Below are 23,048 nucleotides of genomic sequence, written 5' to 3' on the forward strand. Positions count from 1 at the left end.
CAGTTTTGGTTTGAATTAGCTTAAGTGTTTACGGCACAATGGTTTAGTTTGGGTGGTGGCGTTGTTCACCCCTTAATGCGGCGTTAGGTTTTCGGAGGTAAAATGGCCAATCCACGAATTTTGAAGGTTCAAGTGAAAGATGTTACCTGTGGTGAAGGTGTCACTATTATTGAGCCTGCTAATGTTTATGGCTGCGAGCTGAGAACTGGTGTGTTTGTTGGACCGTTTGTTGAAATACAGAAAAACTCAATTATTGGCGAGCGTACTAAAATCCAATCTCATAGCTTTATCTGTGAGTACGTCACTATTGGAAGTGACTGCTTCATTGGTCATGGTGTCATGTTTGCCAATGATCTTTTCAAAAGTGGTCAACCTGACCCAAATCCAGATAATTGGGGACGCACAGTTATCGCTAACAATGTGACAATCGGGTCAAATGCTACAGTGTTGTCTGTCAACATTTGTAGTGATGTGGTCATTGGTGCAGGTAGTGTTGTAACTAAAGACATTACAGAGAAAGGTATTTACGCTGGTAATCCAGCTAGAAAGTTACGCGACTTGCCTTGAGTACAAACCTAACAAAGCGTTTAAGAGTGATTCGCAACGCTTGGCATTTTAATCTGATTCATTCCTCTTAACACAGAATTGCTTTCTGCCGAAAACTGCGGCAATATCATCCCATCATGTAAAGCCTCGTCTTCCGGACGGGGCTTTTTGCGTTTATGGGGTTTAGAAATGAACGATCATCTATCGGACAAGATAACCGCATGGTTTGTTTATCTGATTAGTGCTTGCGGAGCTTGGTTATCAACGATGTCGGTTGAATGGTGGCAATTTCTCAGTAGTTTGGTGCTAGGGATCATCATGTTGGTGATTAATTATCGGCACAAGAAGGCGATTGAGAAGATAGCGCGTGAGCAGGGAGTGAACTTCGACCAATGAGATTCAATAAACTCATCGGTACGGTTCTGTTTGGTGCCATTGCAGTAACGGGGGCGCTTGAAGGTAAGCGGAACGTTGCGTATCAGGATATCGGTGGTGTTTATACGGCATGCTATGGTGAGACGGACGGAATAAGGTCAGACGATAGCTTTACCGACACCCAATGCGCCCAGATGCTGGCAGTATCACTCAGCTATCACAATGAGCCATTAGAAACGCTTAATTACCAGCTTTCCCCAAACGTCCATATTGCTGCACTTGATTTTAATTACAACACCGGAGCATTAGAGCGATCGACGCTTTATAAAAAGCTACAGCGTAACGAGTATGCGTGCGGAGAATTCAATCGTTGGGTGTATGCGGCTGGCAAGGACTGCCGCCTGAGAGAGAACAGCTGCTACGGCATTGTTATTCGTCGGGATATTGAAACCAGATTGTGCACTGGAGAGCTGTCAGTAAGAGAAGCGTTATCTCTGCTTGGTCACGCTAAAACCGATAAACAGGTGCTTTCCGGTGAGTAAATACATCACTGTAGCTGCAGCAGCGTTAATTCTGAGCATAATTGCTCTGCTAACTTTTCAGATTTCACGTACAAGCGCGAAAAACGATGAATTAACCAAAGAAGTCGCGCAAATACAGCTCCAGTCGGCCATGCAAGTAAACATCATCAATCAGTATTCACAGGAACGTGAGTACATGAATCAACTTCTCACTGAAAGAGCAACACGCTCAGCCAAACAGGAGAAAGTCCTTAATGACCAAATCAAGAAGCTTCAAAGCGATATGCGCAATATCAGCTGCATTATTCCTCAGTCCGTTACTGACGAGCTGCGCAAGTCCTACTGAGATTGTTGTCCAGAAAGAATTCATATTGCCGCCGGCAGGGCTGATAGTTCCCTGTGCTAAGCCAGCCGTAATCGGCACCTGGCCAGAAGTGGTGACAGAAGATATTCCCAAACTCAAATCGGCATTGGGTGAATGCGCCACTCAAGCTGATGAGTATCTGAAATGGCGAAAACAGCGGGAAGACTCTGGTTAGTGTTCAGGAATAGCGCATTAATTAACTTTGGCATAACAGAGGCTCATTTTCGGATGGACCTCGATTATGTTTAAGAAAACAAAAAACCCAGAGTGTTGGCGCACTTTGGGTTTTTCTATATCCACCGTTATTGGAGTAACGAGGACTTATGGAATATTTTATCAAATTAATTCAGGAAATTCGAATCATGAGCGAAAAGTTAGTCAACTGGCGGTTCATTTTAATCTGGATGGTGTTCTTTGCTTTCGGTTTGTCCTCAGTGATTACGGCTGTTTCTCACGTTATCGAAGCAATGAAATAAGTATGAATAAAACCGGAAGAGTTACCAACGTAATCGGATACAACGGCAAATCGGCAAGAGTGGTCTTAAATTCCGGTAGAAGAATAACAGTACGCACTTCTCACAGGCCTTTAATTGGTGATGTGGTTGTAGAAGGCGAGTTAAGTAGAGAGTTAGCGGTTAAGCATGGCAAAGAATGACTGGACAGCATTACAAGCTCAGTTTGAACATGACCATGATAAATATGGTACGAGTGCAAAAGACTGGTGCGAAGCAAAGGGGCTGAATTACCAAAGCGCAAGACGTTATATCAAAGTGCGCACTGCGCAAAACGATAATGCGCAAAGTGCGCAAAAACAAACTGCGCAATCTAAAAGTGCGCAAAGTGCGCAGAATAAAGCGAAGCCAGAAAAGAAAAAGGTTCTAGGGGAAAAATCACAGCAAGACAAATCTGATAGCTCCAACTCTACCGCCAGAGATTCAGAGAATCACAAAGCCGACAAGCCGCAGCGTGACGAGAAAGGCCTTTTCCTGCCGGGTAATACGGTATCAATTGGCTGTCCGGGCAATCCAAAGCCAAGTTATTCGTTTGAGCCGGGCAATCAGTTGCAGAGGAAAGGCGGTATTTATGCAAGGCTTTTTCCAGACACCAAGCAGGTATTCTTTGATTTTAGCGAGATAGCAACACTTGATGATGAGTTGATGTTAGCGAGAACGCAGCTTCAATCTGCTATCGAATATGCCGAGATGATTAGTGAGGATTTGCGCAATGCGAGGTCAATGGATGAACGCATTTCACTGTATGACAATCTGAACAAAACACAGCAGGGCATCGGCTTTCTGATGAACAAGGTGGAGTCGATGACTAAAACGTTATCGTCTCTTCAGATTGATGCGGTGAACAAGGAAAAAATCATTCAGGATACAAAACGAATAAAAGCAGCAGCGAGAAAGTTGGCGCTTGAAGCAGACAAACTGCAGAGCGAAGGCAAGGGTGATGATACCCCGGTTAGTAGCATTGTTTCTGATATCCAATCTATGGGTAAGACAGGGTTAATGAGTGAGTGAATTTATGGGTAATACAACGAAGAATATTATTGGTCCAGCAGATGGCTGGGTTAAATTAACAAATGGTGAGGATAAAGGGTCTTTGCGACATATTCGTGGCGGGATCCTGAAAATCACTCAAGCCAGCGCCATGCCTGATGACAATGCCCCTGAAATGGATGAGCTAAGCGAAAGCTGTAAATCTTTTGTCTACTTCGGGCTCGGTGCAAATACGGGTTATCTTTACGGCAGGGCTGAGAATGTGGGTGTTGAGTTCTCCGTCACTCCGGCAGTTGAGTCTTAATCATGCCTGTTGCGATAAGAACCCGGGATAACTTGTTTAAGCTGAATCTTATCACTGCACAGATGCGGTCATATCTGTATTTTGACGGTAATTCATATGTTCAGTTTGCTCCCGTTGTAATGAGCGGAACAAGAACAATATCGTTTTATGTCTATTTTGACGATGTATCTTCTACTACGTCACACTATATGTACGGAAATACAGAGGGATACGCGTCAAGGTTTGTAATCTCTTATAGCGGCAGATTCAACATACGAGCAAACCAAAGTGATAACAATTCGAATTTCACAGAAAAGTCCGTATTCACTAGCGGTATTATTCATTATGTTGAAGTAACAATCACAGATACAACGTGTTCAGTGAAAGTGAATGGTATTGAAGAATACTCAGAAACAATTCCGACTGCAGATACATATATTAATCTATTTGGTTCTAATGGCACTTCGGTGTATGGGAGTTTCTATCTATATGATGTCAGCTTAAATGGTGAGCGAGTCTATAAATTGAATGAGGGAGCCGGGATAATTGTTGCTGATAGCCTGAATCCTGATGGAGATGAGCTTGTTATTAATGGTACGTTTGATGAAAACGTTGAAGAATGGTCAGACGGTGGAATTAATGCTGTGGTGTCTTGGGACGATGGCCGGCTACAGCTTACACAAAGTGCAACATATACTTCATCAATTCAATTAGTCTCTGTAGAGGCAGGGAAATCTTATCTGTTCAGTGGGGAAGTTAATCGAGGTGATATCTTTGCTTACTTACAGGTTCGGTCACTTGCTGGGGATATCTTATTAGAAATAAGAGAAGATGGATTAAATACTGGAGTATTTACTGCTGTAGATAGTGCTGTAACTATCAGGTTGCATGGAGGTAATGCTCTAGGGTCTGCGTGGTTTGATAACATCTCAATTAAAGAAACCACATCAGGTCAGATTAATAATTATCAGGACTCTCTCTGGAATCAAGGGCTACCATCATGAGTTTACAATATAAGATAGTGTCTGCTGAGGAATACGTATCTACAGAAAGTTATGTAGGCTATGACATCAGATATCCGAGTGCACCACATAATCCAGATAAAACTGAATACCTGATCTGTGGGGAAGGAGCTATGACCGAAACAGAAATGAACGCGTACAAACATGCAAACTGGCCTCAGCCGGAAGACAATTAGACATCAGGGAAAAGTTAACTATGCTTAAACTGGTAATGTATAAAAGCTCTTTTCAATGATAGTACCTTGTTTTCCCCCTTTTAACCGCCTTCGGGCGGTTTTTTCTTGTCTGGCTTATGGAAACTCAAGAAGAAACTGATTACATCCAATCGAAACTCAGCGATAAGTGGTGGCGTCTCGATAATCTCTACATGATAGAAAACGAACAGGGGCAGCTTGTCCGTTTTCGTTTAAGGCCAGCGCAAAAGCTGTTGTTCCAGATGATGTGGTTCCTGAACATCATTTTGAAAGCCAGACAGTTGGGATTCTCTACTGCAATTGATATCTATCTGCTTGATGAAGCGTTGTTTAACCGGAATATAAAATGCGGGATTATTGCTCAGGATAAGAATGCCGCCGGTGAGATATTCAGGACTAAGATAGAAATTCCTTTTGATAATTTGCCTTCCTGGCTAAAAACAAAATTCAGTATTAAGTCGCGTCGCTCAGGTTCTACCGGTGGCGCGATTTTCTTTGAGCACGGATCCAGTATTCAGGTTGCTACGTCTTTCCGTTCCGGTACGGTTCAAAGACTGCATATCTCAGAGCATGGGAAGATATGCGCCAAGTACCCGGAGAAAGCGAAGGAAGTCAGAACCGGTACACTCAATGCTATTCATGAGGGTTGTATCGCTTTTATTGAATCCACGGCGGAAGGTGTGGGCGGTGATTTTCATGCTATGTCGATGCGAGCTATGGAGTTGACACGAAGTACCAGTGAATTGTCTAAGCTGGAATGGAAGTTTCACTTTTTTGCATGGTGGCAGGATCCCAAATACCGGGCTCCGGTACCGGATAGAGGACTCGTACTGAGTAAGACTCATCAGGAATATTTCGCCGCAATTGAAAGAGCCATGAACTGTAAGCTGGATGATGAGCAAAAGCAGTGGTATGTGCTTAAAGAAGCCGACCAGGGCGAAGAGATGAAACAGGAATTCCCATCGACGCCTTTAGAGGCGTTTCTTGTTTCTGGACGCCGGGTATTTAATGCTATTGATGCAATGAACGCTGAGGCTGAATGTGAGGCTCCGTTGATTGTGTACGATATTGAACCGGTGACGGGCAATAAAACCAAGATGGCAAAACCGGATAAGCTGGATGAGCAAGGGCAGAAAACCTTGCATAACATGCTGCTGGTTTGGGAACTGCCGGATCCGGATGAGGATTATGCTATCGGTGTTGATATCGCAGAGGGTTTAGAGCACGGCGACCGTTCCAGTATTGATGTAGTGAAGAAATCCAATGGTGAGCAAATCGCTCACTGGTTCGGCCATATTGATGTTGAACTCTTGGCACATTTAGCTGCTCATATCGGCATCTGGTACAACAAAGCGTTTATTGGTCCAGAACGAAATAACCACGGTCATGCCTTTATCCTCAAGCTAAAAGATATCTATTCCGGCAGTCGCATTTATGCGGAGCAGTATATCGACCGGGAAGATGAAGACGAGACTGTTAAGCTTGGCTGGCTCACGACCAAACACAGCAAGCCTATTCTTACCGAAGGGTTTAAAACGCTACTCAAAAACGGTATTTCCGGGATCCGCTGGATTGGCACCGCTTCTGAAGTTCACACCTACGTTTATGACAAGAAGGGCAGCATGAATGCTCAGGAAGGTTGTTTCGATGACCAGTTAATGAGTTACATGATTGCTCAGGAAATGCGGGCAAGAATGCCAGCAAGACCCAAAAAACAAGATACTCCACGCGATAAAAAACATTGGATGGCGCACTAATGACCATTGAACTGAAAAAGAAAATCATCGACCAGACTAAACTGCTGGATATGCTGTCTGATATCGACGGCCAGCCAAATTGGCGTAGCAAGGCTAAAATAGCACATGCCTATTATGATGGTGACCAGCTTCCGGAAGAGGTGATCACCGTGTTGCGTGACCGTGCTCAGCCGGAAACCATGCACAATCTGGTAGCTCCGGCCATTGACGGCGTGTTGGGGATGGAAGCTAAAACCAGAACCGATCTGATGGTGATGGCGGATGATCCAGACGAACAAATGGAAATGTTAGCTGAAGCTGTGAATGCTGAATTCTCTGACGCTGCCCGGTTAGCTCGCTTGGATAAGGCTCGCTCTGATGCGTATTCAAATCAGATTAAATGTGGTGTCGGTTTTGTTGAAGCTTACCGAAATCCAGATCCGTTTGGTGCCCGATACAAGGTTAAGAATGTGCCGAGAGATGAAGTTTACTGGGACTGGTTTTCTAATGAAGCAGATTGGTCAGATTGTCGCTGGGTTATGCGCCAGCGCTGGATTGATATTGATGAACTGACGTCACTGGTGCCGAGCAAAGCTAAGGTTCTGGAACTAGCAGCAAATGATTTTAAAGGCTTTGTTGATACCGAGTTGATTGATGGTGTCGATCCGTCTCTGGTGAGTGCATGGGAAGAATACAGCAGTTGGACTCGGGAGCAGACCGAATACCTGAGCCAGAACCGAAAACGGATTAAGCTGCAGATCATCTATATCCGTAAGTTTGAGCGCATGATGGTGCTGCGCTTTGGAAATGGCCGGGTGATCCAGTACAAACCGGATTATGTGCCGCATCAGGTGGCATTAGCGCTGGGTAAAGCCCAGCTGGAAAATGCCTCTGTCAGTAAAATCTATGAAAGCTGGTTTGCTGGTCCTCATCATCTGGGGGACAGAGAATGTCAGGCTCCTAAGGGAATGTTTCCTATTATTCCATTCTTTGGCTACCGAAAAGATTCCAATGGTGAGCCCTATGGTTTAGTTGCCCGGGCGATTCCCGCTCAGAATGAGGTGAACTTACGTCGGATCAAACTCACCTGGTTGTTGCAGGCTAAACGGATTATTGCCGATCAGGATGCAACCAATATGAGCCGGGCTCAGTTACTGGAAGAAGTAGAACGAGCTGACGGATATATTGAGCTGAATCCGGACAGGAAAAACAAGAAGACCATATCTGAAGCCTTTCAGGTGCAGCAGGATTTTAATGTAGCTGCTCAGCAATTCACGGTAATGCAGGAGTCTATGAAGCTGATCCAAGATACCATGGGGATTTACTCTGCATTTCTGGGGCAGGAAGGTGGTGCGGATTCCGGAGTGGCGATTGCCAATCTGGTAGAGCAAGGGGCAACGACTCTGGCCGAGATTAACGATAATTACCGGTTCGGTTGTCAGCTTGTCGGGGAATTACTGTTGGGGTACATATTGGAAGATATGAAGATCCACCGTAACAGAGAGATAGTGATTAACCGGGAAGATAAGCATAAGCGCAAAACGGTGGTGGTGAATCAGGAAACCGAAGAGGGGTTAACGAACGACATTACCCGCCTGCGTGCTCATATCACATTGGCACCGATCCAGCAGACAACAGCGTATAAATCTCAGTTAGCTGACCGCATGATGCAGTTGACAGCCCAACTACCACCACAAGTACAGGCTGCAGTTATCGACTTGGTAGCAGAGCTGTCCGATATCCCTAACAAATCTGAGTTCATGGAGCGAGTACGCGGAGCGTTGGATATTCCAAAAGATCAGGATGATATGACGCCGGAAGAGCAGCAGGCGTTTATGGCTAAGAAACAGCAGGAACAGGAGCAAATGGCGCTGGCCATGCGTGAAATGTCGGCCAAGGTCGCCAAACTGGAAGCTGAAGCCGAGAAGGTGAAAGCCGGCGCGAACCGGGAACAGGTTTCAGCGGATAGTCAGCGGTACGATGATGCTAAGAAGCAGGCAGAAACAGCGATGATCCTGAAGCAGATGGAGCAACTAACTCAGGAAATTACCGTGATGAAAGGACAGTTTGAGCAGAACCTACAGCAGCAGATTGATGCGATAGCGTTGTGATATTCACAGCTTGAGTAACTCAGCCCCTCGGCAAACGATTTTTATGTGCTATCCTACTCAACTGTGCCTATGCAACTAACCACTGCGCAACTAGGTACTGACATTTGTAATAATAATGAGGTAACACACATGACCAATATCAATACAGATCTTCCTGTTATCGCCGGAATTCAAATCACCACTGACTCAGAAGGGCGCTTTAACCTGAATGCGCTTCATAAGGCTAGTAATGCTGGTAAACATAAAGCGCCTAACGAATGGTTGCGCACCAAGCAGGCTCAAGAATTAATTCTTGAGCTAGAGACCCAGACCGGGAATTCTCGGTCTGCTATAAAAGTAAACAATGGCGGTATAAATCAAGGTACCTTTGCCCATGAGCTTTTGGTTGTGTCTTATGCTGCGTGGATTAGCGCAAAGTTTCAGCTTGAGGTTAACCAAGTCTTCTTGGATCTGAAATCAGGAAAACATCAAGCATCACCATCAACTCTGGATCAAAAGATAGATATTGAGCTTAAGCTGATAAAGGTGGCTTCAGAAGTGCTTAATCTTTCTGAGTCCGGGAAACTGGGTATGTTCCAAAACTTTGCAGAACAGCATGGGCTACCTTCCGCCATCCTTCCTGACTACGCGGTTGATAAATCAGAAGGTTCAACCATTGATAGCAGTGAGCCAACCTTTTCTGCTACTCAGGGGCTTAGGGAGTATAACGTTGGGATCAGCGCGATGGCCTTTAACAAGCTGCTGGTTGCTCATGGGATTCTTGAACAGCTCACTCGTAAATCATCATCCGGTAAGCCAAAGAAGTTCTGGTCGATAACCAAGTATGGTTTACGGTATGGTAAGAATCTGACCAATCACAAAAACCAGAAAGAAACGCAGGCACACTGGTATCGATCGTCATTCCATGATCTCCTTATCGCAGTGGGTTTGATTGAAGAAGCCGCTTAAGCCAGTAACCCATTGACAACCCATAACACGCACTCTATCCTACAAAGGCACTGGCAAAATCCAGTGCCGGGATTAGCCTCTCGAATTGACTTACAAGGCGCATGTCGCCAGCTTCGTGTTGGTTTTTTTATGCGTAAAATCCGCACATCTGAATTATGGTGGGCTGGATAGGAGCACTCCGGTGCGCCGTTTCCTTGTAGGCGGTAAGGCTAATCCTGTTCAGTTCACCACCCGATTTTAGCCTTTCGATGGTGAACTCCAGTTAATTACAAGGAGCTACACCATGACTAACACCGCTCTACCTATTGCACAGCTTAACCCGCAAGATCTTGTTTTTGTTTCACAAACCGATCAACTGGTTACTGATACGTTTCTTGTTGCAAAATACTTTAGCAAGCTGCATAAAAATGTTTTGCAGAAGATCCAAAATCTAGACTGCCCTAGTGAATTTACACGGCTTAATTTTCAGCTTTGCCATAAAAACAATGAGTTACAGAATGGAAAGCTACAACCCTTCTACCAAATGACCAAAGATGGCTTTATGTATTTGGTGATGAATTTTACTGGTAAAAAAGCTGCCACGATCAAAGTAGCTTACATCAACGCTTTCAACCTGATGGCAGATAAACTCAACAAAAAAGCCGCCGAATTACCAGCACCATCTCAGCCCCTCAGTTACTCAACCCGTGTCGCGTTAACCATTGAGAACGGCAATGTCGTTCATTCTAGCCAGATCCCGGACGATGCTTTTATCGTGACCAAAAATCGCCTCTGCGCTCTGTTAAATGAACCGGGCTTATTCTCAATAGAGGAAATGGCTCAACTGGCACAATGTTCAAGTCGCAGACTGGCTGAACTGGCTCAGGCATTTGCCCGATTAAACTGATACCTGCCTTGTTTGAATCTGAACCCTGCCTTTTCGGCGGGGTTTTTTATGTAGCAGATAATGTAAACGGTAATGTGCAGTGATCGATGTGTGGTAATCATATGATTTCGTTTGAGTATGCAATGTGATGATGGCATGATTGATGGTGTGTTAGGTGGAATGAATCGGTATAAGAAGCGTTAAATTACTAGGGAATTTATGAAGCAAGACGATATATTTATTCGTGTGATTCAATATGCAGTAGAGAAAAATGGTGCATTTGATTTAATACAGATGTTTGAAGAGCTTGAAGTGTCAGGTTCTCAAAAAAGTATGTTAGCCGATCAAATAGGACACGGTAACTTGTTAGCTCACAACAAGAATCATGACATCATCAATCGCTGTGTAAAAGAAACTAGAGCGGTGGATGTTTGGTGCTCTGCAGTTGACCGGTTTCGTTTACTTGAATATCAAGAACTCACAGAGGCTAGAGAAAGCTCATTGTCCGCAAACAAAATGGCGACAAAGGCAATTGTAATTTCTATTATCTCTTTTTTAAGTGGAATTGCCTTCTCTTGGTATCAAGTGTCGAATCCTATTACTTTGCCCAAACAACACTATAAAGAAATGTCAAACATTGTTGAATTATTGAGTAGCAAATCTAGAAGTGACGAAGCTATAGTCTTAGAAGTCAACAAGGAAACCGAGAAAAAGTAATTTAACAAAGCATTTAAGAGTGATTCCCAACGCTTAGCATTTTTCATTTGATCGTCAGGTTTTGTGTTTACGGTGGTATGGTTAAGGTTTGGTGGTAGCGTTGCTCACCACTTAAGTGGGCTATAAAGATACAGGAGTTCGACTGTGAATTTAGATTTGGTTTCCTTTGTGGAGAAGCTAGTAGGTTTCCTAGAGTCGGGAAACTATATTGGCGTTTTACTTGTTCTTGCCTTTTCGGTTCTTGTTAATTTACCGAAAATTACGGAACAGTATTTATCGCATAAAAGACGCAGGCTCGACACATTGACAAAGCTAAAAAACTTAGAAGAGCTAGATTCTCGTTTAAAAAGCCATATCAAATCTGAAATTGAAGTTGAAGTATTTCGTCTTACACACAATGTAAAAGTTAGCACAGTGCTTCTTAATGGGCTTCTATCCTTAAAAGAGAAAGTTGGAGATCAAGTATCCTTCACACATATCCTTCGCTGTAGCCGTTTAGTCCCCGATCTTTCTAAAGTAAATGAAGCCAGCTTTCAGATAAAAATTGCAAAATCAGATTATGCATATGCCATCTATAATTCTTTCTTTGGCTTGTTGGGGTTCTTTGGCGGCTTTTTCTGGTTTACTTATAGTATGGCAATGCTGTTGTCTGTGCCAAACTTTCAAAGTCTTTTTGTTTCTGGCTTGATGCTTTTGGGCGGTTTTGGCATGTTGATCCAAACTACACCGTTTTTTTCAACAAGGATAATTAATAAGCAGTTGTTGGCAAACTGTTTAGATTGCGGTGAAAAATGTTTATAACAAAGCGGTTAAGATAGATTCGCAACGCTTGGCATTTTAATCTGATTCATTCCTCTTAACACAGAATTGCTTTCTGCCGAAAACTGCGGCAATATCAACCCATCGTGCGAAACCCTGCCTTTTTAGGTGGGGTTTTTTATTGGGCGCAATTCAGGAATTTCAAATGACAATGAAAAGTGTGTTATCGGTGGCTCTGGGATCAGAGTCAGAAGGAATGGTTCATATCGGCAACTTTATGCGTGATTACCTTTGTACAAAAGAGGTTAAGGCTGCACGTATTATCGCTATCGGTCGCGTAGACGATGGTATGGATATCACTATCGCAGATCCAATGGATGAAAGCATTCATGCTCCGTACTCACTGACACTGGATATGATTACCCGATACACGCCAACGGTGGGTGATTATCTAGTGCTGTATTCTGACGACTATGTTTCTGTTAGTCCGAAAGATGTCTTTGAAAGCGGCTATATCATGTTTGGTGAGATGGAGCCGCAAACCAAAGTCGAGAAATCTCATATTGATGCATTGGTCGCTTCGTTGGAATTCAAATTCGCTCGTGTTGAAGACACGACAGTGACTGGCTGCTGGGCATATCTGCCAAATGGTTTCAAAGTTGGCTATGGTGAATCTGCCTGCGTGGATCCGAATAACTTCAATGAAGCTGATGGTCAGAAGTATGCTAAAGAACGCTGCATTCAGAACGCGACCAATAAGCTTTGGGAGTTGGAAGGATATCTACTGAAGGTAACGGGAGCTACCAGTAATCCGTCTAATTGCTTTGATGAAGAAGAAATCCAGTCAAAAGAAAGTAATCGCCCGGGATTCAGGCTTTATGAAAGTAAGCCGACAATAAGAGAAGCTTATCAGATTCGGGCTGATGACTTTTTTGAACCATTAGTTGGTTCGTCAGAATTGTCAGACAGAATGAAAATTAACATCGGCGGTATTGAATACATCTTCGCTTATCATGAGCCTGTTAAGGCTGGCGACTACGTGGTATTCCTGACGGAAAGTGATATTTACCACTGTAATCAAGAAGTGTTTGTTGAGCGCAATATCATTTAATAACAAATTAAAGCAATAAATAACCGGAGGCTAACGCTTCCGGTTTTTTTATGCCTGTGAGTCAGGTGGCTTTTGCGAGAGCTACCGAGCGCACAGACAGCGATACGTCTACACAGGAGAGAAAGCAATGAGTCTAGAAGACTTCGAATTAACCGGTAATGAAACACCAGAAGAAATTGAGGCAATGCTGGATCAGCTCGAAACTGACGAGTTAGAGACGGATGAACCGGCAGAGCCTGAAGCCCAAACGACCACCACTGATGCATCTAAAGTCGATAACCCTGAAGAGTCGGCGTCTTCAGAAGATGAACCAGAAGAGTCGGGTGAGGATGAACAACCCGGCGGGGTTCAGGCCAAAGATGGCAAGAACATTATCCCGTATGACGTACTTGAGCAGCAGCGTGAAGCGAATAAGCAACTTCAGCAGGAGCTGGAACAACTCAAATCACGCGAAAACGACTGGCAGGCGAAAGAACGTTTGCTTGAAGTCCGTAATAAACAGCTTGAGAAACTGGGTGTTGATCCGGAAGACCTACCGGAAAACTTCAAAGTTACTGATGAGCAGTTAGATGCTCTGGCCGATGACTATCCGGATATCGGCAAAATTATTCGCGGCTTGGTCGCCAAAGTTAATTCGTTTGAACAACCGGGTAAGGTTGAACAATCCAGCCAGTCACAAGAACCGTCAAACCCGGTAGCGGATGCTATCGCGGGGAATAGTGAGTTAAGTGCCTGGCAAAAAGAAAGCGGCGAACTTTGGAGTAAAGCTCTGGAAGTCGATGACCAATTGCAAACCGATCCGCAGTGGCAGAATAAGCCATTGGCTGAACGTTTTGCTGAAGTTGTGAAAGTAGTGAAAGAGCAGAATGCTCAGGCTACCAAGCAGCAGGAAGCAGACGCAAAGCAAAAGGCGAAACAGGAAGAGGATAAGCTCAGCGATGCCTTACCAAATTCGCCATCAGAAGTAGGGCAGACAACCACGCATCAGCGTTCTACCCGGGAGATACTGGAAACCGGCACCGAAGCTGATATCCAGTCTGCATTCTCAGGTATGAGCCCGGCGCAGATAGAAGCCTTACTTTCTGAACTTGATACCTAATTACGGCGTGTAGACGCCATATCGTTTAAAGAGCCCTGCCCTAACCGGTGGGGCTTTTTGTTTGGAGAATTTGTAATGACAACAATCACATCAGCTCAGGCGCGGAAGATCCAACAAGCCGCGCTGTTTACAGCTTCGCAGACCAATCGCTCTTTTGTGAATATGTTCACTGAAGAAGCGCCGAAAGTCGCCACTGGCGATAAAAAAGGGGAACGCCAGACGTCACCGCATGCCCCTATTGTCCGTATTTCAGATCTAAGCAAAACAGCCGGTGATACGGTCGATATGCAGATCGTCCACAATCTGTCTAAACGTCCGACTATGGGCGATCAGAAGATTGCAGGCCGTGGTGAATCTCTGGACTTCACCGACTTTGAACTGAAGATTGACCAAGGTCGTCATCAGGTGGATGCCGGCGGTAAGATGAGCCAGCAGCGTACCGTGCATGATCTGCGTAAGACAGCCCGTACTTTGCTGGGTCCATACTTTAACAATCTGCAAGATCAGCGCGCTACGTTCCATCTGGCCGGGGCTCGTGGTGATTTCTTTCAGGATAATATGATTATCCCTTTGGCAGGGCATGAAGAGTATTCCTCTATCATGGTTAACGATATCACGCCGCCAACCTACGATCGCCATTTCTTTGGTGGTGATGCAACCAGCTTTGAAGGTCTGGATCAGGCCGATGTGTTTAGTCTGGAAACGGTCGATAACCTGAGTCTGTATCTGGAAGAAATGGCACATCCGCTTCAGCCGGTGCGTTTTTCCGGGGATGATCTGGCTGGGGATGAGCCGTTTTATGTGCTGAATGTAACCCCTCGTCAGTGGTACGACTGGTCACAAACCTCTACCTATAAAGACTGGCAGCAATTGGTTGCGGCGGCCATTAACCGTGGCCGTAACTTTAAGCACCCGGTGTTCAGTGGTGAGTGTGCGATGAAGGGTAATATTCTGGTACGTAAGTATAAGGGTGCGCCGGTTCGTTTTAACACGGGTTCGAAAGTCGATATCTGTACCAATACGGATGCCGCAACGGTGGCACAGGTAACGGCGGGGACGACTATTGATCGGGCGATTCTGCTGGGTGGTCAGGCGCTGGCAACGGCATGGGGTAAAACTCAGAATGGTAGCCAGTTCTCTATCCATGAAGAGAAGACCGATGCCGGTAACCGCACTGAAATCACTATCGGTTGGATGAACGGTGAGAAGAAAATCCGCTTTAAGGATAAAGCTGGCCGTATCAATGACCATGGTGTGATGGCGCTGGATACAGCGGTAAGCGCGAAATAAATAACAGGGCGGGGTTAACCCGCCTTTGTTGTATCTGATTTGGAGAAAGAAGTTATGGCAACAATTAAAGCCCCAACCATGCAAGACCGCATCTATGTTGGTACGCATGGCAATCTATCGGTCGCTAAGTCCAAAGTGGCGCTTGCCGCTGCAGCGATTGGTGATGTTGTGGAAATGCTGGAAGTACCGATTGGTATCGATATTCAGGGTGTCCGTGTATCTACAACCGGTCTGGGTGCCGGGGTAAAAGGTACTGTGAAGCTGGGTGATACCACAATTAAAGCGGATCTGGATTTGGCAGCAGAAGCTGTGGTGGATATTCCTTGTGATATTTACACCAAAGCGAAGCAGAACCTGACGGTGACCATTTCCGGTGCAGCGGCTACCGGCACGCTGAAGGTGAATCCACAGTATATGGCGGTCGGCTACTAAGCCAGACGACTCAGTTACAGGGGCGCTTGCGTCCCTTTTCTTTTGGAGAAAAATACGATGAGCAAAGTAGCCATTGCATACATTGGTCCCAAGCCAAGCAAGAAAGATACGATCACCGGCTCCCGCCAGGTGTTTCCCCGGATGACGCCGATTGATGTTGATGAAGCTGTTGCTGCAAATCTTCTGCGTTATGACCAGGTGTTTGTGAAAGCCGATAAACTGAAAACGGCTCAGGCATTACAAGATGAAGCTGAAAAGGCAAAGGAACAAGCTGAAGCCGAAGCAAAAGCCAAAGTTGAGCAGGAAGTGTTTGACGCTGATTTTACCGTGATGGTCGCCGGTGAGAAGTACGATCTGAAAAAAATGGGTTGCCCGAAAATAGAAGCCCTGTTGGTAGGGGCGGACATTGAACTGGAACCTAAGAATGCTCAGGAAGCAGCAGACGATTACAAACTGCGTGTCCGTGATGCACTGCGTGTGCTGGAAGCGGACAATCAGGAGTAAGTCAATGAACATGGTTCCCGTTTCTGATTTTCTGCCCGGTGTGCGGCAACTGGTCCACAGTCCAATCCAAAAAGAAATGGATCAGGCTATTGTCCGGTCGGCCATTAAATTCAGTCGTGACAGTCTGGCTGTTCTGCATAAACGCAGCATTGATAATGTGTTTGATGGGGAAGTGGTGAGTTTTGTTGCTAAATCCGGCATCAATCGCAGAACACCTGGTAGCCTGAAAGCGGCAGAGGTGTTTTCTGTTAGTGCGGATGGTGAGGTCATGATAAGTGGGACGGATTACACCGCGCTCAGTCTGGATGAACTGCAGTTTCTTCATGACAGTATAAAGGTGGAGATTTCCGGGGCTGTGGAGCCAACACCTGCTGCTGAGTACCTGCCGGATGTCTTATACAAAGACTGGGTTGATGCAATCTGTCACGGTGCGGCGTATTACCTGCTGTTACCGACCGACCCGAACCGGGCAGCGATTTATGAACGGGAACTGATTGAAGGGATACGAAAGGCGAAGCGCTGGCGAATAGAAAGCAGTGCAGATGTCGCGATCCGTATTATCAACCGAAACAGGAGCTTTTTCTGATGGCCTCTACCGTTTTTAGCCTGACTGACCGAGTCGCAATTGCGCTGATTGATAAAAACTATGTCCGCTGGTCGAAAGAAAATCATGTTAACAGTCTGAACGATGCCATATCTACCATCGTGATGATGCGTCCGGATCTGTCTATTGTAGTGGAATCGGTTGAGGTTGCTGCCGGGCAATGCCGGATACGATTGCCTGCAGATGCTTACAAGCTGTTATCAGTGAATCATTTTGATGGTATCGCGATTATACCGGTGAGTCTGAGCGAACTTAACTGGAAATATCCGTCATGGCGGGTGACCTCCGGTACACCGTCAAACTGGGTAAAACACGATACCGATGAATTAACCTTCTTCCTGTTTCCTCAGCCAGAGAATGCCGGTGTGGTTGAAGTTGAATATTCCCGTCTGAAAAAAGTAGCGGATGATGAGGCGATTATTCCTCTGCCGGATATTTATGAACCTCTTCTGTTTGATTACATGATGTACCGGGCGTATTCGCGGGACGGACAGAACGAATCCGAACAGGCTAAGGCCAACACTCATCTTCAGGCATTTCAGTTGGCACTGACCGGGAAAACCCAGTCGGATAATACGGGGGCGAAAGCATGATCACTCTTACCGGTATTATGACGGATATCGGCGGGAACATTATTCCTTATGCTCTGATTGAAATTGTTTCTACTGAAAATTCTGGCTCGTCCTTTATTAACGCCAGCATTACGTACCGGTGTGATGCTGGCGGGGCGTATCAGTTTACTATCAAACCGGGTATGTATTCTCTTTATGCTCAAATCAGTCATCAGTCTGATCTGGAAGAGATCGGGCAGTTTGCTGTGCTGGATTCATACAGTGGGGACTATGACTTAGAAACACTGATTGAGCTAAGTGATCCATATCGTCCGGAACTGGTGATTGAGGTTGAAAACACCGCCGCTACGGTGCAGGCTAACGCTGACGCGGTAGATGAGGCATTAGAGGTGGTGCAATCACTGGCAGATACAGTAAATACTCAGGCTCAGGCTGTCAGTGACAATGCTGCGTTAGTCAGCAGCAACACAGCCACAGTTACTGAACTGTCCGGGCAGGTGCAGGTTAACGCTGCCAGTGTGGCAGAGTCCGCTTTGGCGGCTTCTGCTGCTGCGACAACCGCTACTGAGGCTGAGACTTCTGCTGTCGCGTCTTCTGGTCTGGCTGAGCAATCGGCAGGCCGTGCGGCCATTTCTGAAAGTAATGCGGCATTGTCTGAGAATAATGCTGCTACATCTGAAGCCAATGCGGCGGCATCGGCTCTGTCTGCGAATACGGCTAAAACCACGGCTCAGGTTAGTGCCAGTACTGCGGCGGCTTCCGAGGGTAATGCGGTAGCATCAGAAATGAAAGCGGCCACATCGGCTACAAATGCAGCAAATTCTGAGTCAAATGCGGCGATTTCAGAAGCGAATGCATTAAGTAGCGAAACATTAGCGGCTGAGCATTTAACGGCCATTCAAAGCATTTATGATAATTTTGATGATCGGTATTTGGGTGTATTTGCCTCTGCTCCAGTGACAGATAATGACGAGAATACACTGAAGATAGGAGCCATTTATTTCGATTCATCCCTGAACCATACGATGTTTTATAACGGCTCTGAATGGGAAGATCCTGAACTGGCTGCGACTCAGGCGGCAGCACAGGCTCAATCATTTGCCATAGCTTCTGCAAGTAGCGAAACCAATGCGGCTAACAGTGAAGCGGCGGCAGAGCTGAGTGAAACCAATGCAGCTAATTCTGAAGCTAATGCTTCTGCATCCGCAAGTGCAGCGGCAATTTCGGAAGCCAATGCCGCGGCGTCAGAGGCGAATACTCAAACCTTGGCGGAAACTGCGGCTAATGCCATGAATGATTATATTGGTAAAACGTCTGCAACGGGAGCCGCTGTAATGCCAGCAGGTACAGAGGCTCAGAGGCCTGATGCAGTTACAAATCCAGCACCTTATCTACGCTACAACACGGATACCGGCGAATATGAGGCGTTTAACGTCAATGCGGCTGAATGGGGCCCTGTCGGTGGTGCTGGTGAAAGTGTTATATACTCCGTAAAAACGGCAGGGCAATACACATTACCACCGGGATGGGAGCTACCAGCTGGTAGCTATTCAGGAAGTAACCTTTCATATGATACTGCGGATGTCGTTGAGATAGAGCTAAAGAAAGAGAAGTATGCGAGAACCGCCTATTTTGAAGTGTACATCTCAGCGCTGCATGCCAGTGGGAATGCGTCAGCACTAAGTTTCGCAGCCTGTTATCCCGGAAAACCTTCAATTAAGGCATGTGCGCAGATGCGAGCTCAGGATGTAGTGATAGAGACAGTAAGTGATGCTTTCACTGTTGAGGCTAATGGAGGGGCTTTGTACTTTGACACTGCTGTTTACAACTCCACTAATGGTGATACTTACCTCACACTGAACCATCCTTTCCGATGGACTGCGGATATACCAGCTTCAGAGGATGACACAGGTTATTTCACGATAGCTCTTCCTGTAAAAATGTATAACTCATCGACAGCGGGCGTGTTTGACGTATACCTAATAAACAGTAGTACTACAGCCAAAGTGACCGTGACACCTATCACGACTGACATCGACATTGATATGACGCCATAGAGCCACATTTACAGATGAATTTTCATAGCGCAAATACCCAATGCCACCACAAGGTGGTTTTTTTGTTTCCGGGGATCCGATGTTAATTGATATCAGTTTGATGAAAGGGGAAACTCCCCGCCTTAAACCACACCTTCTTGCCGATGAAGCTGCTACTTTGGCTAAAGACTGTCAGTTTGAAAGGGGAATACTGGCTCCGGTTACCGATAATCTGGTCAGTTTTTCTACTCCAATATCTCCGTTAACGTTGTTTAAATATAACGAGCACTGGCTGTGCTGGGCTGGTAAAACGCATGCAATTCACAATCCAATGGCTCAGGATTCATACGATCGTGTTTACTGGACTGGAGAAGAAAAGCCCAGAGTGACCGCACAGGATATTGCGCTGGATGGTAATGGTTATGGTCCTACTGCCTGGTATGACTTGGGTGTGCCGGTTCCGGCTTCAGCTCCGATTGTCACCGATGTGGATACTTCCACCGGGGAAGATCCAGAAGCAGGGGAACTGGACAGCTATGACGATGAAGATCGGGTGTATGTTCAGACCTATGTTACTCGGTTTGGTGAAGAAGGTGCGCCCGGGGATCCAAGCAATACAGTTGTTATCGAAAAACCCGGTTCCACAGTGAGCATTACTCTGGCTCAGCCAGGGGAGAATACTCACAATATTACTCATACCCGACTGTACCGATCGGTGACTTCTACGACAGGCAGTGAATATATTCAGGTCGCAGAGCTGCCTATATCGCAGGAAACTTATCAAGACTCAGAGCGTGATGCCAGTGGAGCTACGCTGGAAACGTACGATTATGATGTTCCGGATGAAAATATGCAGGGGCTTTGCCAGATGGCAAACGGAATTTGTGCCGGGTTTGCTGGCAATGAAGTCATGTTTTCTGAGGCCTATTTGCCGTATGCATGGCCGTCTGGGTATCGTGGGACAACGGAGCATGAAATCATGGCGATTGCTGCTATTGGTAACTCATTGGCCGTTGCGACTAAAGGTTATCCGTATGTCTTTTCAGGTGTGACGCCAAGTGCTATTACCGGTACCAAGTTAAATGCAGAGCAGGCCTGTGTGTCTGCCGAGTCTCTTGTTGTTTTATCTGGCATGGCTTTTTATGCTTCTCCGGATGGTCTGATTGCGATTAGCAGTGATGGTGCGACAAATGTTACTGACCAGCTTATTACCCGTGATCAGTGGCAGGCTTTTAATCCTTCTACTATCAAGGCAACTTCTGTTGAGGGTAAGTATATTGCTCAATACGATGGTGGGGCATTTATCTTTGATCCGGTTTCCCGGGACTTTATTCGAAGTACTGACAGTTGGGATTGTGCCTGCAATGATTTGGAAACCGATACGTTGTATGTGGCCGTTGGGTCTGAAGTCTCTCAGTGGCGGGGTGGCAGTACGCCTTTAATGTTCGAGTGGCAGAGCAAAGAGTTTTTGTTGCCGATGAATTCAGTCATGAGCAGCGCCCGGATCCAGTCGCCTAATCCCGAATTGCTTGCTGTGGATTTTTTTGCCGGTGGTGAATTAGTGATGTCATTGGGTGTTGGTGAGCTGACTCATGAGGCATTTCGTCTCCCGTCGGTTCGTGCGTTTAAATGGCAGATCAAAGTGTCTGGCTCAGCAGAAGTTGAACGCATTCTTGTGGCAAGTAGCATGCAGGAGTTGTCTTAATGGCGACAGTCAAACGAGGATTCCGGGCTGGCCGTAATGAGCAGGCGACTCAGGAGAACATAGAGCTGTTAACCGGGCAGCGTGGAAACGGGCTGGATCGGGCAATCACTCTCAGAGATTTAGCATCTGTGGGGCTGGCTGGCGTCAGTAAAACTTCAAGTGGGAGCTATGTTATTTCTTCCGGTTCTGGAAATTCTTCCTCTGATGTTGTTATCGCATTCCCAACTGCACCAACCGGATTTCAGATCACCGGTGGGTTTGGTTCTATTATGCTTCGTTGGGATGCGCCAAGGTATCCCGGGCATGCCTACACTGAAGTATGGCGGGGAACGGTTGAGACTTTTGCTGATGCTGCACTTATTGCAACAACACCCGCGACAGTCTTTGGTGATATTGTAAATACCGGTTCATCATATTATTACTGGATCCGGCATGTGAATGCTAATAACCGGGCGGGAGCCTATAACGCAACGCTTGGGACATTAGGGAAAACCAGTCAGGATATATCGGATATCATTGACGATATTGGTGAACAGATGCGTGAGAGTTCGTTAATTGAAGAGCTGTCTTCTTCGGTTGATGATATTAATGCCAATGGCTCAACTGCTTATCAGGAAATGTGGTCAAAAAAAGTCTCAGTTGGAAGTATCACGGCAGGCATCGGTATTCTGGCGGACAGTGAAGGAAACAGTCAGGTCGCAATTGCAGCCAGTCAGGTGTTTGTCTTTGATCCCAATGTCTCTGATTCATTAACACCACTGTTAGCGGTCAGTGATGGTGTCGTAACTATCCCTAAGGCATTTATCGAAGAAGCCACTATTCAGGTTATTCAGGCGCAGGAAATTACGGCGGATCATGTCAGTGCCGGGATTTCGATTGAATCACCATTGATCACTGGTGGTGAGTTAAAAATAGGGGGCGGTGGTGAGTATGCCGATGAGAACGGAGAATATTGGCATACAAGGCTGACAGCAACTGGGCATTTAATGAGTGATAATGTCACTCTGTCTGGTCATATAGATGCTCAAACCGGATCATTCCGAGGTGATCTGGATTGCTCGGGAACCATTTCTGGTGGGAAGTTTATTGGAGGGGTGGTGACGAGTTCGGTCATTATTGCTTCTGAAATCTACGGTTCAAGCCGGTATATTCTGGCCAACTCTGATAGCAATGAAGCGACAATAGAATACTATACGGATGAACCGGACGTTCCTGTATCTGGTAACTATCTGGTTTCATATTTAAGTGGAACCGGCACGCTTGGCGAGTGGGATGGCGTCACATTTACAATTCCAGTAGCAAATGCTTTTGACCGAAAATCTCCCATGACAAAAGAGAGAAGCTGTTACGCTAAGATCCCCGCAGCGGCTTTGGATTTCTATTCAGAGTCTGGATTTTTTTGGGACACAGGCAGTGGCACTCAGATCAATATTACAATGCAAACTATTGACCGGGCTACAGGAGCAGTCCTTGCCACAACAACGAATAACGGATATCGGGATGCCGATGATGGTCAGTCATGGGCGTTTACCCATCAAGGGCTCGTGTGGCAATGTGCTTTAACTTCAACGGAGGTTAGAGGCTCATCGTTCAGGATTTACAACCGGGAAGGTATATGGGGGAGCCTAGATCCTGCGACTCATGGTTATATAAGAGTTAGTGTCTATATCCCCGAGCATATCTATGGCCCGGGTGTCGTTATGCGTGCGAAATGCAATATTAACAATGAAGCCCCGCTAGCACAGTGAGATT

At 45.9% G+C, this 23,048-nt stretch carries 26 protein-coding genes; all 26 read left to right on the forward strand.

The window, feature by feature from the left end; genetic code table 11:
* The first annotated feature begins 102 nt into the window (after positions 1 to 102).
* The 26 genes from CSW98_RS01460 to CSW98_RS01575 all read left to right on the forward strand — a co-directional run bounded on the left by CSW98_RS01460 (position 103) and on the right by CSW98_RS01575 (position 23,044).
* Positions 103 to 567 (forward strand): acyltransferase, encoded by a 465-nt coding sequence (locus CSW98_RS01460; protein WP_100798670.1) that lies wholly within the window; start codon positions 103 to 105, stop codon positions 565 to 567.
* Positions 568 to 735: 168 nt separating this feature from the next.
* Positions 736 to 942: a hypothetical protein gene (locus tag CSW98_RS01465; RefSeq protein WP_100798671.1), complete on the forward strand. Its 207-nt coding sequence runs from the start codon at positions 736 to 738 to the stop codon at positions 940 to 942.
* Positions 939 to 1,463 (forward strand): glycoside hydrolase family protein, encoded by a 525-nt coding sequence (locus tag CSW98_RS01470; RefSeq protein WP_100798672.1) that lies wholly within the window; start codon positions 939 to 941, stop codon positions 1,461 to 1,463. The genes CSW98_RS01465 and CSW98_RS01470 overlap by 4 nt, the downstream gene beginning before the upstream one ends.
* Entirely contained in the window at positions 1,456 to 1,788 is a 333-nt protein-coding gene (locus CSW98_RS17485) for a hypothetical protein (RefSeq protein WP_157810310.1), read from the forward strand. The genes CSW98_RS01470 and CSW98_RS17485 overlap by 8 nt, the downstream gene beginning before the upstream one ends.
* On the forward strand, positions 1,697 to 1,981 hold the full coding sequence (lysC, locus tag CSW98_RS17850) for an Rz1-like lysis system protein LysC (protein WP_443083641.1): 285 nt from the start codon (positions 1,697 to 1,699) through the stop codon (positions 1,979 to 1,981). Before CSW98_RS17485 ends, lysC begins: the two co-directional genes overlap by 92 nt.
* 66 nt (positions 1,982 to 2,047) lie before the next feature.
* Positions 2,048 to 2,461 (forward strand): hypothetical protein, encoded by a 414-nt coding sequence (locus CSW98_RS17490; RefSeq protein WP_157810311.1) that lies wholly within the window; start codon positions 2,048 to 2,050, stop codon positions 2,459 to 2,461.
* On the forward strand, positions 2,448 to 3,329 hold the full coding sequence (locus CSW98_RS01480) for a terminase (RefSeq protein WP_100798673.1): 882 nt from the start codon (positions 2,448 to 2,450) through the stop codon (positions 3,327 to 3,329). Before CSW98_RS17490 ends, CSW98_RS01480 begins: the two co-directional genes overlap by 14 nt.
* A complete protein-coding gene (locus tag CSW98_RS01485; RefSeq protein WP_100798674.1) occupies positions 3,322 to 3,612 on the forward strand; it encodes a hypothetical protein in 291 nt (96 codons plus the stop codon). The genes CSW98_RS01480 and CSW98_RS01485 overlap by 8 nt, the downstream gene beginning before the upstream one ends.
* 2 nt (positions 3,613 to 3,614) lie before the next feature.
* Positions 3,615 to 4,595, forward strand: a complete 981-nt coding sequence (locus CSW98_RS01490; protein ID WP_100798675.1) for a LamG-like jellyroll fold domain-containing protein — start codon at positions 3,615 to 3,617, stop codon at positions 4,593 to 4,595.
* On the forward strand, positions 4,592 to 4,789 hold the full coding sequence (locus CSW98_RS01495; RefSeq protein WP_100798676.1) for a hypothetical protein: 198 nt from the start codon (positions 4,592 to 4,594) through the stop codon (positions 4,787 to 4,789). The genes CSW98_RS01490 and CSW98_RS01495 overlap by 4 nt, the downstream gene beginning before the upstream one ends.
* A gap of 116 nt (positions 4,790 to 4,905) precedes the next feature.
* Entirely contained in the window at positions 4,906 to 6,564 is a 1,659-nt protein-coding gene (locus CSW98_RS01500; protein WP_100798677.1) for a terminase large subunit, read from the forward strand.
* Positions 6,564 to 8,654: a portal protein gene (locus CSW98_RS01505; protein WP_100798678.1), complete on the forward strand. Its 2,091-nt coding sequence runs from the start codon at positions 6,564 to 6,566 to the stop codon at positions 8,652 to 8,654. The genes CSW98_RS01500 and CSW98_RS01505 overlap by 1 nt, the downstream gene beginning before the upstream one ends.
* Positions 8,655 to 8,783: 129 nt before the next feature.
* Positions 8,784 to 9,602 (forward strand): KilA-N domain-containing protein, encoded by an 819-nt coding sequence (locus tag CSW98_RS01510; protein ID WP_157810312.1) that lies wholly within the window; start codon positions 8,784 to 8,786, stop codon positions 9,600 to 9,602.
* A gap of 283 nt (positions 9,603 to 9,885) precedes the next feature.
* Positions 9,886 to 10,488 carry a Rha family transcriptional regulator gene (locus CSW98_RS01515; protein ID WP_100798680.1) on the forward strand — a complete coding sequence of 201 codons (603 nt, stop codon included), beginning with the start codon at positions 9,886 to 9,888 and terminating at the stop codon, positions 10,486 to 10,488.
* A gap of 198 nt (positions 10,489 to 10,686) precedes the next feature.
* A complete protein-coding gene (locus tag CSW98_RS01520; RefSeq protein WP_100798681.1) occupies positions 10,687 to 11,184 on the forward strand; it encodes a hypothetical protein in 498 nt (165 codons plus the stop codon).
* 144 nt (positions 11,185 to 11,328) lie between these two features.
* A complete protein-coding gene (locus tag CSW98_RS01525; protein ID WP_100798682.1) occupies positions 11,329 to 11,985 on the forward strand; it encodes a hypothetical protein in 657 nt (218 codons plus the stop codon).
* A gap of 163 nt (positions 11,986 to 12,148) precedes the next feature.
* Positions 12,149 to 13,054: a Gp49 family protein gene (locus tag CSW98_RS01530; protein ID WP_232733459.1), complete on the forward strand. Its 906-nt coding sequence runs from the start codon at positions 12,149 to 12,151 to the stop codon at positions 13,052 to 13,054.
* Positions 13,055 to 13,181: 127 nt separating this feature from the next.
* On the forward strand, positions 13,182 to 14,153 hold the full coding sequence (locus tag CSW98_RS01535) for a hypothetical protein (protein ID WP_100798683.1): 972 nt from the start codon (positions 13,182 to 13,184) through the stop codon (positions 14,151 to 14,153).
* A gap of 75 nt (positions 14,154 to 14,228) precedes the next feature.
* Positions 14,229 to 15,443 (forward strand): N4-gp56 family major capsid protein, encoded by a 1,215-nt coding sequence (locus CSW98_RS01540; protein ID WP_100798684.1) that lies wholly within the window; start codon positions 14,229 to 14,231, stop codon positions 15,441 to 15,443.
* A gap of 54 nt (positions 15,444 to 15,497) precedes the next feature.
* Complete coding sequence (locus CSW98_RS01545) at positions 15,498 to 15,875, forward strand: hypothetical protein (protein WP_100798685.1); 378 nt, start codon at positions 15,498 to 15,500, stop codon at positions 15,873 to 15,875.
* Between the two features lie 57 nt (positions 15,876 to 15,932).
* On the forward strand, positions 15,933 to 16,379 hold the full coding sequence (locus CSW98_RS01550) for a hypothetical protein (protein ID WP_100798686.1): 447 nt from the start codon (positions 15,933 to 15,935) through the stop codon (positions 16,377 to 16,379).
* A gap of 4 nt (positions 16,380 to 16,383) precedes the next feature.
* Positions 16,384 to 16,965, forward strand: a complete 582-nt coding sequence (locus CSW98_RS01555) for a hypothetical protein (protein ID WP_100798687.1) — start codon at positions 16,384 to 16,386, stop codon at positions 16,963 to 16,965.
* Positions 16,965 to 17,576 (forward strand): phage adaptor protein, encoded by a 612-nt coding sequence (locus CSW98_RS01560; RefSeq protein ID WP_100798688.1) that lies wholly within the window; start codon positions 16,965 to 16,967, stop codon positions 17,574 to 17,576. Before CSW98_RS01555 ends, CSW98_RS01560 begins: the two co-directional genes overlap by 1 nt.
* Complete coding sequence (locus CSW98_RS01565; protein ID WP_100798689.1) at positions 17,573 to 19,612, forward strand: hypothetical protein; 2,040 nt, start codon at positions 17,573 to 17,575, stop codon at positions 19,610 to 19,612. Before CSW98_RS01560 ends, CSW98_RS01565 begins: the two co-directional genes overlap by 4 nt.
* A gap of 79 nt (positions 19,613 to 19,691) precedes the next feature.
* Positions 19,692 to 21,296 carry a hypothetical protein gene (locus CSW98_RS01570; protein ID WP_100799142.1) on the forward strand — a complete coding sequence of 535 codons (1,605 nt, stop codon included), beginning with the start codon at positions 19,692 to 19,694 and terminating at the stop codon, positions 21,294 to 21,296.
* Positions 21,296 to 23,044 (forward strand): phage tail tip fiber protein, encoded by a 1,749-nt coding sequence (locus tag CSW98_RS01575; protein WP_100798690.1) that lies wholly within the window; start codon positions 21,296 to 21,298, stop codon positions 23,042 to 23,044. The genes CSW98_RS01570 and CSW98_RS01575 overlap by 1 nt, the downstream gene beginning before the upstream one ends.
* Positions 23,045 to 23,048: the final 4 nt, after the last annotated feature.

Origin of the sequence: Vibrio sp. HA2012, assembly GCF_002812955.1 — a bacterium.
Taxonomy (GTDB): Bacteria; Pseudomonadota; Gammaproteobacteria; order Enterobacterales; family Vibrionaceae; genus Vibrio.

Excerpts from the sequence above, each read along its gene's own strand:
- CSW98_RS01460 (WP_100798670.1), top strand. The coding sequence starts at position 103 with ATGGCCAATCCACGAATTTTGAAGGTTCAAGTGAAAGATGTTACCTGT.
- CSW98_RS01465 (WP_100798671.1), top strand. The coding sequence starts at position 736 with ATGAACGATCATCTATCGGACAAGATAACCGCATGGTTTGTTTATCTG.
- CSW98_RS01470 (WP_100798672.1), top strand. The coding sequence starts at position 939 with ATGAGATTCAATAAACTCATCGGTACGGTTCTGTTTGGTGCCATTGCA.
- lysC (WP_443083641.1), top strand. The coding sequence starts at position 1,697 with ATGACCAAATCAAGAAGCTTCAAAGCGATATGCGCAATATCAGCTGCA.
- CSW98_RS17490 (WP_157810311.1), top strand. The coding sequence starts at position 2,048 with ATGTTTAAGAAAACAAAAAACCCAGAGTGTTGGCGCACTTTGGGTTTT.
- CSW98_RS01480 (WP_100798673.1), top strand. The coding sequence starts at position 2,448 with ATGGCAAAGAATGACTGGACAGCATTACAAGCTCAGTTTGAACATGAC.
- CSW98_RS01490 (WP_100798675.1), top strand. The coding sequence starts at position 3,615 with ATGCCTGTTGCGATAAGAACCCGGGATAACTTGTTTAAGCTGAATCTT.
- CSW98_RS01495 (WP_100798676.1), top strand. The coding sequence starts at position 4,592 with ATGAGTTTACAATATAAGATAGTGTCTGCTGAGGAATACGTATCTACA.
- CSW98_RS01500 (WP_100798677.1), top strand. The coding sequence starts at position 4,906 with ATGGAAACTCAAGAAGAAACTGATTACATCCAATCGAAACTCAGCGAT.
- CSW98_RS01505 (WP_100798678.1), top strand. The coding sequence starts at position 6,564 with ATGACCATTGAACTGAAAAAGAAAATCATCGACCAGACTAAACTGCTG.
- CSW98_RS01510 (WP_157810312.1), top strand. The coding sequence starts at position 8,784 with ATGACCAATATCAATACAGATCTTCCTGTTATCGCCGGAATTCAAATC.
- CSW98_RS01515 (WP_100798680.1), top strand. The coding sequence starts at position 9,886 with ATGACTAACACCGCTCTACCTATTGCACAGCTTAACCCGCAAGATCTT.
- CSW98_RS01520 (WP_100798681.1), top strand. The coding sequence starts at position 10,687 with ATGAAGCAAGACGATATATTTATTCGTGTGATTCAATATGCAGTAGAG.
- CSW98_RS01530 (WP_232733459.1), top strand. The coding sequence starts at position 12,149 with ATGACAATGAAAAGTGTGTTATCGGTGGCTCTGGGATCAGAGTCAGAA.
- CSW98_RS01535 (WP_100798683.1), top strand. The coding sequence starts at position 13,182 with ATGAGTCTAGAAGACTTCGAATTAACCGGTAATGAAACACCAGAAGAA.
- CSW98_RS01540 (WP_100798684.1), top strand. The coding sequence starts at position 14,229 with ATGACAACAATCACATCAGCTCAGGCGCGGAAGATCCAACAAGCCGCG.
- CSW98_RS01545 (WP_100798685.1), top strand. The coding sequence starts at position 15,498 with ATGGCAACAATTAAAGCCCCAACCATGCAAGACCGCATCTATGTTGGT.
- CSW98_RS01550 (WP_100798686.1), top strand. The coding sequence starts at position 15,933 with ATGAGCAAAGTAGCCATTGCATACATTGGTCCCAAGCCAAGCAAGAAA.
- CSW98_RS01555 (WP_100798687.1), top strand. The coding sequence starts at position 16,384 with ATGAACATGGTTCCCGTTTCTGATTTTCTGCCCGGTGTGCGGCAACTG.
- CSW98_RS01560 (WP_100798688.1), top strand. The coding sequence starts at position 16,965 with ATGGCCTCTACCGTTTTTAGCCTGACTGACCGAGTCGCAATTGCGCTG.
- CSW98_RS01565 (WP_100798689.1), top strand. The coding sequence starts at position 17,573 with ATGATCACTCTTACCGGTATTATGACGGATATCGGCGGGAACATTATT.
- CSW98_RS01570 (WP_100799142.1), top strand. The coding sequence starts at position 19,692 with ATGTTAATTGATATCAGTTTGATGAAAGGGGAAACTCCCCGCCTTAAA.
- CSW98_RS01575 (WP_100798690.1), top strand. The coding sequence starts at position 21,296 with ATGGCGACAGTCAAACGAGGATTCCGGGCTGGCCGTAATGAGCAGGCG.